Source organism: Mycobacterium sp. IDUB_5, from assembly GCF_055419565.1.
The window spans coordinates 111,740-125,951 of the sequence record NZ_JBVAXX010000010.1 but is presented as its reverse complement, the minus strand read 5'-3'; the positions used below and the strand labels follow the sequence as shown (position 1 = coordinate 125,951).

13 protein-coding genes and 1 pseudogene are annotated in these 14,212 nt (G+C 67.5%); 2 read left to right on the top strand and 12 right to left on the bottom strand.

Annotation, left to right across the window (positions count from 1 at the left end):
• Positions 1 to 38: 38 nt before the first annotated feature.
• From ACZY1G_RS27670 to ACZY1G_RS27630, 9 genes are all read right to left on the bottom strand, one after another.
• A complete protein-coding gene (locus ACZY1G_RS27670) occupies positions 39 to 1,154 on the bottom strand; it encodes a sulfate/molybdate ABC transporter ATP-binding protein (protein WP_463816642.1) in 1,116 nt (371 codons plus the stop codon).
• Positions 1,151 to 1,975 (bottom strand): ABC transporter permease, encoded by an 825-nt coding sequence (locus ACZY1G_RS27665; RefSeq protein WP_463824144.1) that lies wholly within the window; start codon positions 1,973 to 1,975, stop codon positions 1,151 to 1,153. The genes ACZY1G_RS27670 and ACZY1G_RS27665 overlap by 4 nt, the downstream gene beginning before the upstream one ends.
• On the bottom strand, positions 1,972 to 2,679 hold the full coding sequence (gene modA, locus ACZY1G_RS27660) for a molybdate ABC transporter substrate-binding protein (RefSeq protein ID WP_463817169.1): 708 nt from the start codon (positions 2,677 to 2,679) through the stop codon (positions 1,972 to 1,974). Before modA ends, ACZY1G_RS27665 begins: the two co-directional genes overlap by 4 nt.
• A gap of 35 nt (positions 2,680 to 2,714) precedes the next feature.
• The gene (locus ACZY1G_RS27655) at positions 2,715 to 3,116 is read right to left on the bottom strand and encodes a TOBE domain-containing protein (RefSeq protein ID WP_463816640.1); all 402 of its coding nucleotides are present in this window, start codon (positions 3,114 to 3,116) and stop codon (positions 2,715 to 2,717) included.
• An 82-nt stretch (positions 3,117 to 3,198) separates the two neighbouring features.
• Positions 3,199 to 4,458 carry a DUF4032 domain-containing protein gene (locus ACZY1G_RS27650; RefSeq protein WP_463824143.1) on the bottom strand — a complete coding sequence of 420 codons (1,260 nt, stop codon included), beginning with the start codon at positions 4,456 to 4,458 and terminating at the stop codon, positions 3,199 to 3,201.
• Between the two features lie 20 nt (positions 4,459 to 4,478).
• A complete protein-coding gene (locus ACZY1G_RS27645) occupies positions 4,479 to 5,678 on the bottom strand; it encodes an ABC transporter ATP-binding protein (protein WP_463816638.1) in 1,200 nt (399 codons plus the stop codon).
• Between the two features lie 4 nt (positions 5,679 to 5,682).
• Positions 5,683 to 6,510: a carbohydrate ABC transporter permease gene (locus ACZY1G_RS27640; RefSeq protein WP_463816637.1), complete on the bottom strand. Its 828-nt coding sequence runs from the start codon at positions 6,508 to 6,510 to the stop codon at positions 5,683 to 5,685.
• Positions 6,507 to 7,439, bottom strand: coding sequence for a carbohydrate ABC transporter permease (locus ACZY1G_RS27635; RefSeq protein ID WP_463816636.1), 933 nt, complete (start codon positions 7,437 to 7,439; stop codon positions 6,507 to 6,509). Before ACZY1G_RS27635 ends, ACZY1G_RS27640 begins: the two co-directional genes overlap by 4 nt.
• Complete coding sequence (locus ACZY1G_RS27630) at positions 7,436 to 8,746, bottom strand: extracellular solute-binding protein (protein WP_463824142.1); 1,311 nt, start codon at positions 8,744 to 8,746, stop codon at positions 7,436 to 7,438. Before ACZY1G_RS27630 ends, ACZY1G_RS27635 begins: the two co-directional genes overlap by 4 nt.
• A gap of 217 nt (positions 8,747 to 8,963) precedes the next feature.
• Here ACZY1G_RS27630 and ACZY1G_RS27625 point away from each other — a divergent pair, with 217 nt between their 5' ends.
• Positions 8,964 to 10,604, top strand: coding sequence for a glycoside hydrolase family 13 protein (locus ACZY1G_RS27625; RefSeq protein WP_463824141.1), 1,641 nt, complete (start codon positions 8,964 to 8,966; stop codon positions 10,602 to 10,604).
• A gap of 1 nt (position 10,605) precedes the next feature.
• On the opposite strand, the gene dosR is transcribed toward ACZY1G_RS27625, so the two are convergent.
• Genes dosR through ACZY1G_RS27610 form a run of 3 tightly spaced genes read right to left on the bottom strand, consistent with a single transcriptional unit; the run spans position 10,606 to position 13,095 of the window.
• Entirely contained in the window at positions 10,606 to 11,265 is a 660-nt protein-coding gene (gene dosR, locus ACZY1G_RS27620; protein ID WP_463816633.1) for a hypoxia response regulator transcription factor DosR/DevR, read from the bottom strand.
• 40 nt (positions 11,266 to 11,305) lie between these two features.
• The gene (locus tag ACZY1G_RS27615; RefSeq protein ID WP_463816632.1) at positions 11,306 to 12,112 is read right to left on the bottom strand and encodes a universal stress protein; all 807 of its coding nucleotides are present in this window, start codon (positions 12,110 to 12,112) and stop codon (positions 11,306 to 11,308) included.
• Complete coding sequence (locus tag ACZY1G_RS27610) at positions 12,109 to 13,095, bottom strand: Acg family FMN-binding oxidoreductase (protein WP_463824140.1); 987 nt, start codon at positions 13,093 to 13,095, stop codon at positions 12,109 to 12,111. Before ACZY1G_RS27610 ends, ACZY1G_RS27615 begins: the two co-directional genes overlap by 4 nt.
• A gap of 515 nt (positions 13,096 to 13,610) precedes the next feature.
• Here ACZY1G_RS27610 and ACZY1G_RS27605 point away from each other — a divergent pair.
• Positions 13,611 to 14,212 (top strand): annotated as a pseudogene (locus tag ACZY1G_RS27605) (hypothetical protein); the annotation flags it as partial.

The following is a 14,212-nucleotide window of genomic DNA, read 5'->3' as shown; positions in this document are numbered from 1 at the left end:
GTCAGCAAATGTCGACGTGCCGGGCGCGGGTTTTGACGCTAGCGCACTGCGCCCGGTGGATCGGGGGCGGCTCGCGGCGTGCGGTGCGGTGCGTGATGGAGGCCGATCTCCTGCGCCTTGATGACGAAGAAGACGTGCTGACCGGGCTCGAGACCCAGATCCAGCACCGCCGCGGGAGTGACATCGGCGGCCAGCCCGGGGCTGCCGTCGGCCAGGTCGGCGCCCCGGATGCGCACCGCGTCGCCGCGCAGCACCACGTCGGCGATGGTGGTCGGTATGACGTTGCGGGGGCTGGCCCGCGGGCGTTCGGTGTGGACGGCGACCGCAGCCGGGGAGAACAGAGCGACGGCGGCTGCCCCGTGTTCCACGTCGCCGGTACCCGCGAGCTCGAGGCCCCACGGGGTACGCAGAGTTCCCGGGCCGGCCACACCGGACACCAGGTTCATCCCCGCGATGCTCGCCGCGAAATCGCTGCGCGGAGCGGTCAGCACCGAACGCACGGGCCCGCGCTCGACGACACGACCGCCCTCGATGACCACTGCGGTGTCCGCGATCGCGAGCGCGTCGAGGACGTCGTGGGTGACGATCAGCGCGCTTCGGGACTCCTGTCGGAGCAGATCGCGCACCGTTCGCCGCAACGCCGCCGCCGCGCCGACATCCAGGGCCGCGAACGGCTCGTCGAGCAGCAGGACTCGCGGTTCGGCAGCCAGCGCCCGCGCCAGCGCGATGCGTTGAGCCTGCCCACCGGACAGCTGAGCGGGCCGGCGCTCGGCCAGGTGACCGGCGTCCACGGCGTCGAGCCAGTGGCGCGCCCGGCTGGCCGCGGCCCGCCGGGACAGGCCGCGGCACCGCGGCGCGTAGGCGACATTGGCGACCACACTCAGATGCGGGAACAGCAGGGGCCGTTGGGCCAGCAGTGCGACCCCTCGCCGGTGCGCCGGCACGAAGACGCCCGCCTGCACGTCGGTGACGACGTCGTCGCCGATCCTTACGTGGCCGCTGTCGGGGCGGACGAGGCCCGCGATGGCCTGCATGACAGTCGATTTGCCCACCCCGTTCGGCCCGAGCACCGCCATCACCTCGCCGTCGGCGACCGCGACCTCGAGGTCGACCCCGCGCTGTGTGAGGACCAGGCGGGCGTCCACGGCACTCATGCCAGAGACCCCGCCGACCCCGCCGACCGTCGTCCCGCCGTGACCACCACGATCACCGCGGCGACGGCGATGAGCAGCAGGGAGAGCGCCACGGCGGCGTCGGCATCGGCCTCGCGCTGCAGGTAGATCTCCAGCGGAAGCGTCCTCGTCACTCCTTGCAGCGAACCCGCGAACGTCAGGGTCGCGCCGAACTCACCCAACGACCGAGCGAACGCGAGCACGGCGCCCGAGACCAGGCCCGGCCACACGAGCGGGACGGTGACGGTGCGCAGCGCTGTGGTGGGGCTGGCGCCCAGTGTGGCGGCTACCTGCTCGTATCCCTGCCCCGCGGTGCGCAACGCGCCTTCGAGGCTGAGAACCAGAAACGGCAGCGAGACGAAGGTCTGTGCGAGCACCACCGCGGTGGTGGAGAAAGCCACCCGCAGCCCGAGCGCTTCGAGCTGATGACCCAGCAGACCCTGCCGGCCGAAGGTGTAGAGCAGCGCGAGTCCGCCGACCACCGGTGGCAGCACCAGCGGCAGCAGGATCAGCCCGCGTACCACCGATCGACCGGGTAGGCGGCTGCGGGCCAGCGCGAGAGCCATCGGCGCCCCCAGCAGCACACACAGGGACGTGCTCGCCGCGGCGGTCTTGATACTCAAAACCAATGCAGCTCGCGCAGATTCGGAGGTGATCAGGGGGATGAAGTGTGCCCAGTCGACCCGCGCGACGATTGCCAGAAGCGGAACGATCAGGAACGCGGCGCCGAGCAGTGCCGGGAGGTAGATCCACCCGGGTAGTCCGACGGGAACCGCGCCTCCGGCCCGCCGTCGTCGGGTCACGGTGCCGCGAAGCCGGCCGCCGCCAACGCCTCGCGCCCGCGCGCACCGGTGACCAGATCCACGAATTGTTGAGCTGCCGAGCTGTTTTCCGCGTTGTTGAGGACGGCGATGGGATAGGTGTTGACGGCTTGAGAGGATTCGGGGAACGCGATCGCGTCGACCTTGGCGCCCGCGGAGCGTGCGTCGGTGGTGTACACCAGCCCTGCGTCGGCCTGCCCCGAGGTGACCTTGCCGAGCACGTCGGTGACCGAGGATTCCTCACTCACCGGGGTCAGCGTCACCCCGGTGATCTTCTCCAGCCGTTCTGCGGCCGCGCCGCACGGAACCTGCGGCGCGCACACCACCACCTGTGTTCCGCTGCGGGCGAGATCGGCGAAAGAACCTATGCGGGAGGGATTTCCGGGCGGCGTCACGATCGTCAGTTGATTGGCTGCGAAGTCCACGGGCTTGCCGGACACCAACCCCGCGGACTCGGCCTTGGTCATGTTGTTGGTGTCGGCAGAGGCGAACACGTCGGCCGACGCTCCCTGCGTCAGCTGGGTCACCAGATCGGACGACCCGGCGAAGCTGAACGTCACGGTGGTGCCGGGATGGTCCTTCTCGAACTCCGTGCCCAGTTCGGTGAACACCGTCTTGAGGGAGGCGGCGGCGAACACGGTGATGCCCGTGTTCTCGGCGGGCGACGAGCAGCCGGCAGCGGCCATCGCCGTCACGATCAGCGCGGCCGAAAGGACAGCTCTCATCGTTGCCCCGCCGTCTCGACGATCACCGTGGTGGCCTTCACCGCGGCGACGGCGACGACTCCCGGCTCCAGTCCCAGCTGGGTGACCGATTCCGTGCTCATCAGCGACACCACCGTGAAGGGTCCGCACTGCAGTTGAACCTCGCTCATGACCCGGTCGGAGGTCACCTTGGTCACCAACCCGACGAAGCGGTTGCGCGCCGAGCTTGCCACACCGAACGGATCGGGCGGCGGCGCGGAGTGCCGAACGGCGAAGTCGGCGAGGTCCGCCCCGGAGATCACCTTGCGCCCGGCGTCGTCCGTCGTCGCGGCCAGTGCGCCGCTGTCGATCCACCGGCGCACCGTGTCGTCGCTGACGCCGAGCAGGGTGGCGGCCTCTTTGATCCGGATCGCCGGCATGAAGTCGCCTTTCGCAGATGCGGATAGATTGGCAGCATTGAACCACATCTGCGGATTGATCGCGGCGGAGCCTCCGCTTGAGCTAATCGTCGTCGAGCACGGAGAACGGCTCGGTGGGGGTTTCGACAACGGCCAGCTGCGCCGCCGACTCCGACGGCACGACCCTGCGGGCCAGGGCATGGAGTGCCCGCTCCGTGCCGACGTCCTGGCCGGCGCGCTCGGACAGCAGCCAGCGCACCTCGAGCAGATCGCAATACGCCTGGATCGGCGTCCCTGCCCGTCCGACGGCGGCGTGCGCCCGATGCATCGTGGGCGTGGCCACTTCCATCACCCAGAGTTGTCCTGCGGTGCGCTCGTCGACGTCATGGCCGACCTCCCGGCACAACTGACCCTGATAGGCGTGCAGGTCGCCGAGCAGAATGCGGGCCTGCCCCTCGCCGACCTCCAGGCCGGTGAGTCGCTGCAGCTGCGTGGCGTGATACCGCCGGTCACCGACGGCGACGTGCAGACGCAGTTCGTCGGCGCCCGAGGTGACCGGTTGCAGGGACACCTCGTCGACCGCGAAGCCGAGCTCGTTGAGCTTGCGGATCGTGCCCTCCACCCGGTACCGGTCGGCGAAGCCGAATGTGGGCGCCGCGTGCAGCAACTCCCACAGTTGTTCGTACCGTTCGCGGATCGCCAGTGCTTCGGCGATGAAGCCTGGCTCCAGCTCCGGCCGATCCAGCCGGGCGGCGACATCGAGCAGGCCTGCGGCCACGTTCTCGACGGTGATGTCGATGTCCTGCGTGCGCTGGCCGTTCGACAGAGTCGGATGGACCTCGCTGGTCTCGGCATCGACGAGGAACGCCTGCAGCACCTGCCCGTCGCGCGAGAACAACGTGTTGGCCAGCGAGCAGTCACCCCAGAACACGCCGTGGCGGTGCAGCTCGACCAACAGCGTGGCCATCGCGTCGAACAGCCGGGCCCGGTGTTTTGGCGCATCGGGCGGCAGGCGCATGAACATCCGGCGGTACTGCCACGAGCCAGTGAGGTAGCGAGTCAGCAGGATCGCGGTGTCGAAATCGGGCTGAAAGACCAGCCCGGCGGGCCGAACGGCGTTGAGCCCCATGTCTTCCAGCGTCCGCAGTACCTCGTATTCACGGCGCGCGATCCGTGGGGGCAGCTCCTTGAGTGCCCACAGCTCACCGTCACACTCGACGAACCGGACCAGGTGGCGGCTGGGCCCCACCGGCAGATCGCGCAGCGGGACCTCCGGCGCGGCCCACTCGGCCAGCGGCCGCTCCCACGGCAACACCAGCAGTTCCGGGCAGGGAGCCCGCAGCCGCAGCTCAGGAGCGGCCATGACCGGATTCGCTCGTCGGCTCAGCCGGCGGACGCCGCGTGCCGGCCACTGGACTGGCTTGTCCGCGTGAGATTCTCGCCGCTCTGCGGATCGAACAGGTGCAGCCGCTCGGCGTCCAGCCACAACGTGGCCTTGTCTCCGGCGCGAACCCGGCTCAGCGGGTCGAGTTCCACGCAGAGCTGGGTTCGCAGCTGCTCGCTGTCCAGATCCTGGGCCAACTCGGCCAGCTGCTGCTTGATCTCCGGCGTCGCGTCGAACGGAACGAAGGCGTACTGCTCGTTGCCCAACCACTCGACCATGTCGACGGTGACATCGAACGTCACTCCGCGCGAACGCTTGTCGTCGTCGACGAACTCGGCGTCCTCGAACGCGCCCGGCCGGATCCCGGCGAGGTAGAGCGTGCCGTCAGAGACGGCATCGCGCCATTCGTCGCGCAGCGGGATCGTCACGAACGGCAACTCGAGCTGATCGCCGCGAACCCGTGCGGGCACGAAGTTCATCGGGGGCGACCCGATGAAGCCGGCGACGAAGAGGTTCACCGGCTGGTCGTAGAGCTCGCGCGGGCTGGCGACCTGCTGCAGCACACCCTTTTTCAGCACGGCCACCCGGTCGCCGAGGGTCATGGCCTCGGTCTGGTCGTGGGTGACGTAGACGGTCGTGACGCCGAGTTTGCGTTGCAGCCGCAGGATCTCGGTGCGCATCTGACCGCGCAACTTGGCGTCGAGATTCGACAGCGGCTCGTCGAACAGGAACGCGTCGGCTTCCCGGACGATCGCCCGGCCCATCGCGACGCGCTGACGCTGACCACCGGACAGGTTGGCCGGCTTGCGATCCAGGTGCTCGCCCAGTTCCAGTGTCTTGGCCGCGTCGTTGACGCGCTGGCGGATCTCGTCGTCGGAGAGCTTGCCCGCCAGGCGGAGCGGGAACGCGATGTTCTCGAACACCGTCAGATGCGGGTACAGGGCGTAGTTCTGGAACACCATCGCCAGGTTTCGGTCCCGCGGCGCCTTGTCGTTGACCCGGTTGTCACCGATCAGCATGTCCCCGGAGCTGATGTCCTCCAGCCCGACGATCATCCGCAGCAGCGTGGACTTCCCGCAGCCCGATGGCCCGACGAGAATCATGAACTCGCCGTCGGCCACATCGAGACTGACGTCGTTGACGGCGGGGTAGCCGTCACCGTACTTCTTGACGATATTGCGCATCGTGATTGCTGCCATGGGGTTATCCCTTCACTGCTCCGGAAGTCAGACCGGCGACGATGCGCCGCTGGAAGATGAGAACGAGGATGACGACGGGGATCGTCACGATCACCGACGCGGCCATGATGTAGGGGACAGGCGACTCGAAATACGAGGCGCCCTGGAAGAACGCCAGCGCCGCCGGCACGGTACGGGCACTGTCGGTCGACGTCAGCGAGATCGCGAACAGAAAGTCGTTCCAGCAGAAGAAGAACGTCAGGATCGCGGTGGTGAACACCCCGGGCGCCGCCAGCGGGATGATCACCTTGCGGAACGCCTGCCACGCCGTCGCGCCGTCTACCTGCGCGGCGTGTTCCATCTCCCAGGGGATCTGACGGAAGAACGCCGACATGGTCCAGATCGACAGCGGCAGTGCGAAGGTCAGGTAGGGGATGATCAGGCCGATCCAGGTGTCGTAGATTCCCAACCCGCGCCACATGTCGAAGAGCGGACCCACCAGTGCGGCCTGTGGGAACATCGCGATGCCCAGCGCCAGCGACAGCAGCAGCTTTTTCCCCCGGAACTCCAGTCGCGCAATGGCATACGCGGCGAACATCGCGATGATCACCGAGATGAACGTGGCGATGATCGCAATGCCGATCGAGTTGATCAGCGCCCGCGTGAACAGTTCATTGCTGAAGATCTGGGCGAAGTTGTCCAGCGTGAAGGTGCTCGGCAGGAATTGCGGCTTCCCGGAGACGATGTCCGAGGGCGGTTTGAATGCGAGGCTGATCATCCACAGCAGAGGGACGAAGCTGTAGATGACGATGATGATGCCACCGATCGTCCACCACTTGGTGCTCTTGGTCACTGGTCACCCCTGACTTGCGAGAGGTCGGTTTTGAACACCTTGATGAAGATCCACGCGATCGCCACCACGGACAGGAACAGCAGCACCGAAACCGCAGACCCCATGCCGAGGTTGACCAGAGTGACGTTCTGCCGATAGGCAAGGAACGAGATGGTCTCGGTGTTGTTCGCGCCCGCGGTCATCACGTACGGGTTGTCGAAGATGCGCCAGGCGTCGAGCGTGCGGAACAGCAGGGCCACCATGATTGCGGCCTTCATGTTCGGCAGGGTGATCTTCCACAGTCGCTGCCACGCGGTGGCGCCGTCGACCTTGGCGGCCTCCTGCATGTCCTCGGGGACCTGCACCAGCCCTGCGAGCAGCAGCAGCGAGATGAACGGCGTGGTCTTCCAGATCTCGGACAGGCAGATGACGAAGATTGCCGACCACTGGTCGCCGAACCAGTCGAATTCGCTGAGACCGAGCCACTGATTGACGAACCCGGAGTCGGTCGCAAAGGCGTAGCGGAAGATGAACGCCGAGACCACGGTGACGATGCCGTAGGGAATCAGGATCGCGGTGCGCAGCGGCCCACGCCCGCGCACGATGCGCAGCATGACGAAGGCGAACCAGAAGCCGAGCACCAGTTCGATGGCGACCGTGACGACGGTGATCGCCAGCGTGGTGACGAAGTCGTTCCACCACACCGGGTCGGTGAGGATCACCCCGTAGTTGCGCAAACCGACGAAACTGCGACCCTCCGGGTCGGTCAGCCGGAAGTTGTACAGCGACAACACCAGCGCGTACCCGAGCGGGTAGGCGGTGACCAGCAGCATCACCACGTACGAGGGCAGGGTCAGATACAGACCGAGCCGACGTTCACCTTTGGCGCGCTCACTGACCGAGGGTTGTCCTGGCTCTTTCTGCAGCGGCGGATCCTGGAGCGTCGTCACAGCAGGCGCCTGCCCGCCAGCACGTCAGCCATGAATTGGTCTGTCCTTTCCGGGGTGTCGCCGTTCACCGAGGCCGGCGGATGCCACGTCTGCTGAATCGCGCCCGAGATGTCGGTGTAGAAGGGGGTCGGTGGCCGAGGTCCGCCGTCGCCGATCGATTCGCGGATCAGGTCGGCGTTGGCGTACTGCTCGCGGATTTTCGGATCGTCATACGACGCGGCGTACGGCGAGGGCTCGCTCTCGTCGAGCATGTACTGGGTGGCCTTGGGTTCGGCGTTGATGCACTCGACCAGGGCGACCGCCTGATCGGGGTGCTTGCTGTAGGCGCCGATTCCGAGGTTGGCACCACCGAGAGGTGGTGCGCTGGGACGGTCGGGGGACACCCGCGGATAACGGGCCCAGCCGATGTCGTCGACGACGGACTGGTCGAGAGTCCCGTCCTTGACACCGCTGCGCGCCGCGGCCAGCACGTAGGGCCAGTTGACCATGAACATGCCCTGATCGGACTGGAAGTTGGTGCGCGCCTGTTCCTCTGACGCGTTCGACAGATCCGACGGCGCCGCGGGGGAGCGCCCGAGAGTGCCGACGATCTCGGCGGCCTTCTCGCCGGCCGGGCTGGCCAGCGACGGTTTGGCGTTGCGGCCGGCCTCGACATCTTCGAGCAGGGCGCCACCGCCGCTGAGCACCAGCGCGTTGATCAACACGGTGTAGCCCTCGTAGCGCTGCGCCTGAACGGCGACCTTCTTCTGTTGTCCAACAGCGGCTTTGATCATCTCGTCCCATGTGAAGGTGGGGCTCGTCGGATCGACGCCGGCTGCGGCGGCCGCCGACTTGCGGTACCAGAGCAGCTGCGCGTTGGACTTGTACGGTGCGCCGTAGAGCTTGTCCTCCCACATCCCGGTTTTCACCGGGGCGGGCAGCATTCCGGCGGTCAGGCGCCCGGTTTCCTCCGAGGTGTACGGCCGCAGGAAGCCCGCATTCGCGAACTCGGCGGTGAACACCACGTCCATGCTGACCAGATCGATCGACGTGTCCCCGGCGGCGAGGCGGCGCACCATTTGCTCCCGCTGAGCGGTTGCCGTCGACGGCAGCGATTCGATACGCACCCGATAGGCGCCGCCCGAGGCGGCTTCGCACTCCTGGGCTCGCGCGGCAGAGCCGCCGTTGTCGGGGAGGATGTACCACGTCAGCGTCGGAGGCCCGCCGTCGCTGCCGCACCCGGACAATAAGGTGGCGGCGAGCAGAGGCGCGCTTGCCAGCGCTAACGCCCGACGTCGTCGCCCGCGGGCGAACTGAATTCGTTTCATCTCGTCCTCGTCTATGACGTCGCGGTTCCGATGAGGGCCCACGACCAGCACATTCGGTACAGCGACGAGTGTGTCACAGTTCACAGGAACTCCTGCGCTGTGGTCACGTATCGGCGCGGCATGCGTCGGCGGTGGGCAGCGAAAGTGCTTCAGCTGTCGTGACGTCCCTGCGTTCACTACCGTGGACGCACGTTCGCACGTGTTGAAAAGGAGTGCCGTGACCCGCGCCGAGTCCCCGTGGTGGCAGACCGCCGTCGTGTATCAGGTCTACATCCGCAGCTTCGCCGACGGTAACGGCGACGGGGTCGGCGATGTCGCAGGTCTGAGGAGTCGGCTTCCGTACCTCGCACAGCTGGGCGTCGACGCGATCTGGATCAACCCTTGGTACCCGTCGCCGATGGCCGACGCCGGCTACGACGTCGCCGACTATCGCAACATCGAACCGGCTTACGGCACCCTGGACGAGGCTCAGGCACTGATCGCCGAGGCGCACGATCAGGGCATCCGTGTGCTGCTCGACATCGTGCCCAACCACACCTCCGACCACCACGCGTGGTTCCGGGCGGCGGTGGCCGACGAACCGGGGGCGCGGGAGCGCTACCACTTCCGGTCCGGTCGCGGCCCTGACGGCGCTCAGCCGCCGAACAACTGGCAGAGCGTGTTCGGTGGGCCGGCGTGGACCCGGCTTCCTGACGGGCAGTGGTACCTCCATCTGTTCGCGCCCGGTCAACCGGATCTCAACTGGGACAACCCCGAGGTGCGAACCGAATTCGAAGACATCCTGGCGTTCTGGTTCGACCGGGGTGTGGACGGCTTCCGCATCGATGTGGCGCACGGCATGATCAAGGGCGACGGCCTGCCCGACACCGCCGATCCCGACGATGCGGCACAAAGTCTGGTGCAGTCGCGCGAGGGGCACCCGGCCTGGGACCAGGACGGCGTGCACGAGATCTACCGCGCGTGGCGGGCAGTGGCGCAGCGCTACACCCCGGAGCGCATCTTCATCGCCGAGGCGTGGGTGCCGAGCAACGAACGGTTGGCCCGATACCTGCGACCCGACGAGCTGCACACCGCATTTCAATTCGACTTCCTGCGGGCCCCGTGGCGTGCCGAGGTGCTGCGGAGCGTTGTCGACGACGCGATCAGCGCGGCCGCCACGGTCGGTGCGCCGCCGACGTGGGTGCTGTCCAACCACGACGTCACCCGCACCGTCACCCGGTTTTCGCGCTCACAACCCGGACACCTGATCGAGACGGATTGGGAGCGGGGGCGATGGGCTGTCGAGGACCCCGACCACGTGACCGGCCGGCGTCGCGCCCGTGCGGCGGCACTGGTCCAACTCGCGTTGCCCGGGACGGCGTACATCTACCAGGGTGAGGAGCTCGCTCTCGAGGAGATCGAAGACCTCCCCGACGAGGTACGCCAGGATCCGACGTGGGTGCAGTCCGGATTCACCGACGTCGGCCGCGACGGGTGTCGAATCCCGTTGCCGTGGACGGCGACTGATGTGCCCTACGGCTTCGCCGCCGATCCCTCCGCAGTCACGTGGCTGCCGCAACCGGGGCATTGGGCCGAGCACAGTGTGGAGGCGCAGGACCGCGACGCCGACTCCACGTTGAACCTGTACCGGCGCGCTCTCGGTCTGCGCGCACAGTTGTGGCACGACGCAGGCGATCTCAAATGGCTGACCACGCCCGCCGGCGTCGTCGCCTTCGAACGTGGGGCCGCGCAGTGCTGGGTCAACACCGGCGACGTCGCGGTGAAGCTGCCCGAATCGGGGTCGGTGGTGCTGGCCTCAGCGGCGGGTGTGCAGACGGTTCTGCCGCCGGACACCGCGGTATGGCTGCGTTCCGGCTGACCTATCTCGGCGGATCACCGCCCTGGTTGGCACGCTGCTGCGCGAGTTTGGAGATGAACACCGCGGCTTGCGTGCGCCGCTCCATGCCGAGCTTGGCCAGGAGCCGTGAGACGTAGTTCTTGATCGTCTTCTCGGCCAGGAACATTCGAGCGGCTATCTGACGGTTGGTCAGCCCCTCACCGAGGAGATCGAGCAGGACCCGTTCCTGTTCTGTGAGTCCTGAGAGGGGATCGTTGGCGCGCCCGTCGCCGCGGACCGTCGCCATCAACGCGGCCGCGGCGCGGTTGTCCAGCAGTGATCGTCCGGCTCCCACGTCTTTGATGGCCTGGGCGAGCTCCATGCCCTTGATGTCCTTGACGACGTATCCGCTGGCGCCGGCGAGGATCGCGTCGAGCATTGCCTCGTCGGAGGTGTAGGAGGTCAGCATCAGGCAGCGCAGGTTCGGCATGCGGGACAACAGATCACGACACAGCTCGATGCCGTTGCCGTCGGGCAGTCGGACGTCCAGCACGGCGACATCGGGTTGCGTGGCCGGCACCCGCGCCAACGCCTCGGACACCGAGCCGGCCTCACCGATGACGTCCAGTTCCTCGTCGGCGCCCAGAAGTTCGATCAGGCCGCGACGCACGACCTCGTGGTCATCGACGAGGAACACCGTCACCTTGCTCGCGGAGCCATCGTTCAGCGGTCTGCCCTCCGTGTCACAGTGCGGTCTGCGGACCGCAGATCAGGATCGAACAGTCGGTATCGCGCAGCGCGGCGTTGCCGGGTGCGCCCAGGAGCTCCCTCAGGCCACCCCGACGCGTTCGGCTGGTCACCATCAGCGCGACGTCGTCGGCGTTGGCCGCCACGTAACCGAGGGCGTCAGAATCGCAACTCACCGAGCTGATGTCGAGTTGAGGGTATCTGCGCCGTGATTCGGCGAGGCGACGCTCCCATTGCGTCTGGACGTCGGCCGTGCGGGAGGACGATGCGAGGATCCGCAGTGCGGCATTGCGCCGTTGCGCCTCCTCCAACGCTCGGTCGAGCAGCAGGCCCGCCGCGGAACGGTCGGGGAGCTCGACGACAACGGAGCGTCGCTCGCGGCGGTGCACTCGGCGAGAGCGCACGACGGCGACCGGGCACTGCGCCGCGGCGGACAGCGCTGCCGCGGTGGAGCCGATACGGCCCCGTGTCGAATGACGCAGCCCCCGGGCCCCGACGCAGAGCATCAGCGCCGACCGCGACGCTCGCAAGAGGGTCTCCACCGGACGCCCGTGCACGATGCTGATCTCGATCCCGACCTGCCGACCAGTCGATTCGATCGCGCCCGCAACGTCTTTCACGGCCGCCTGCGCGCACGCCATTCTCTGCGCCTGCGCATCTGGATCGGTGGGTTCGATGACGAACATCAAGTGCAGCGGGACACCGTGGTGTTCGGCTTCGTCGATGGCCCACAGGGCGGCATCCAGCGCGGCGGGCGACCCGTCGATGCCCACCACCACTGCTGGGGCGGCCCCGGAATTCACTGCGTCTCCTGGCGCAGGTGCAGCACGTCGTGCACATCTCGCCGTGGGGTCGGCGGCGGTGCTGATTCGAGCGCGGGCGCCCGCCCGATGCGGACCAGTGCCTGCGGAATCGCGTCATCACCGATCAGCGACGCCAGGACATCTCGCCCGGCGTCGACTTCGGTCACGTGAGTCACGATGCACGTCGCCAGTCCCGACATCGTCGCGTCGAGAAGAAGCGCTGAAAGCGCTTCACCACAACGCAATACGCTATCTGCGGAGTCGTCGACGGAGGACACGACAAGAATGTGTGCGCGGTCCTCGCCGATCTGGGTGCGCCGTTCGGGCTGATTGGTGACGGGAAAGTTGCGTCCGACCGCGACACGGTCGCTCTCGGGCGCGGAGATCAACGCACTGGCTGGGATACCGACATCGGAGGCGAAAGTGTCTGTCCACCAATTGAGTTCGGAGTGATACCTACTGTCGAACAGCCGGACGGCGTCGGTGAGGTGTGAGAGCTCCGCCACCGTCGCCCGGCGGTCATTGGCAATGACGTCGAGACGGACAGCGTCGGCGTGTGCGGATGCCGCTACCAGGTCGTCCGTGGCTTCGGGAGGTTCGAGAAATGCCAGGCGGTCCGTGCGGCGCGCGATGATCGCGTCGGCGCGGCGACGCATCTCGGAACTCGTCGAGGCTGCCGGGGAGATTGCGATGCGGGCAAGGTGGGGCGAGTTGTCCGGATCTGGAAAGCGTGTGACCGCACCATGCCATCCCGCTGCTGCGATGGCGACCCGGAAGTGGTCCAGTACGGCGCCACAGCTCAGCAATGCTTGGCGCCCGCTGCGGTCGGCGGTCTCGGCTCGGCGGGACGGGTCGAGATACAGGTCGACGGTGCTTCCGGTCAGTGTCCAGCGCCACGGCTGCGTGTTGTGAAACGACGGTGCCCGGCAGGCCACCTGCAACGCACCGACGATCGGCTCGTATCCGATCTGTGCCGAAGTCATCGCACCTCCACTTGGTCCGCTGTCAGACTGCGCGGTGCGTGAGCGCCGGGACAGGGTCAATGGTCCCTATCCGGTGTGACGTGGCCCTCGTGATCCTCAGCAACGCCGACCTGAACGCCGATCTCTGATCGCTCGCTGACGCAGCCGGGCGGACCGCCCCGGTGCGCGACGTGGCGGTGTGTGACCGCCGAGATCGATCCTGTGCGCGAAAAGTGCACTGGCGCAACGATGGCAGGCGGGTTTGCGAGAAAGGTGTTCGCTGGACGCCGGATCGGCCGGTTCGCCGGCGTCGAGCGGTGGGTGAAAACTCACAGCGCCTTCGGAGGTTGGCGTCCCGGGAAATGGCAGAAATGGATAACCCCAGGTCAGCGCGAGGCGATCACAACGGGATCGCTTCTCCTTGGCAACGGTTGCGTAACGCCGGATTTGTCGCGTCGGTGATTCTCGAAATTGTCGGTTCAGTAAGCCCAGTAACTGATGGGAATTGCAGCACGACGCAGAAGGACTGGGAGCGCATGTCACGGACCAAGAAGGGCATCGTCGTTGTCATGATGGGCAGCGCGGGGATGTTCTTGAGCGCGCCGATGTTGACACCGATTGCCGCCGCGGACCCCGGCCGGGGTGGTGTGCCGTGCGTGGGCATCCTCCAGCAAATCGCCAGTCGGCCAGCCGACATTCCGCAGGCTCTGCAGAACGCTGCGTCGTCGTTCACCGCCGGTCCGGGTCAGCCCACGCCGCCCGTCGTCGTTCCGCCCGCCAGTTCATCGTCGGCAGGCCTGCCGCCGACACCGCCGCGACCGCCGGCGTCGGTGTCCGCGTCGTCGTCCGGTGTCACGCCGCCCGCGCCGGGAACTCCCGGAGTGCCGGCGGTCGTGCCGAGCGGAGCTGGCACGCCTCCTGTTCCGCCGGTACCTCCGAGCGCTGCGGTGACGCCCGTCGCGGGCGTGACGCCGCCGGCGCCGCCCGTGCCGGGGGTGCCCGTCGCGACACCTCTTGTCAATGCGGGCCCGCCTCTGCCGGGCGTTCCCGGTGCGCCGATCGTCGGCGATGCGGGTACGGCCCTGCCACCGCTTCCGGGTGTGCCGGGTGCACCCGTGGGTGTTCCGGTGGGAGCTGG

What these genes read in the sequence shown, in the direction of transcription:
- ACZY1G_RS27645 (WP_463816638.1), bottom strand. Translation starts at nt 5,678, where the DNA reads ATGGCAGCAATCACGATGCGCAATATCGTCAAGAAGTACGGTGACGGC.
- ACZY1G_RS27655 (WP_463816640.1), bottom strand. Translation starts at nt 3,116, where the DNA reads ATGCCGGCGATCCGGATCAAAGAGGCCGCCACCCTGCTCGGCGTCAGC.
- ACZY1G_RS27670 (WP_463816642.1), bottom strand. Translation starts at nt 1,154, where the DNA reads ATGAGTGCCGTGGACGCCCGCCTGGTCCTCACACAGCGCGGGGTCGAC.
- ACZY1G_RS27610 (WP_463824140.1), bottom strand. Translation starts at nt 13,095, where the DNA reads ATGACTTCGGCACAGATCGGATACGAGCCGATCGTCGGTGCGTTGCAG.
- ACZY1G_RS27650 (WP_463824143.1), bottom strand. Translation starts at nt 4,458, where the DNA reads ATGGCCGCTCCTGAGCTGCGGCTGCGGGCTCCCTGCCCGGAACTGCTG.
- modA (WP_463817169.1), bottom strand. Translation starts at nt 2,679, where the DNA reads ATGGCCGCTGCCGGCTGCTCGTCGCCCGCCGAGAACACGGGCATCACC.
- ACZY1G_RS27630 (WP_463824142.1), bottom strand. Translation starts at nt 8,746, where the DNA reads ATGAAACGAATTCAGTTCGCCCGCGGGCGACGACGTCGGGCGTTAGCG.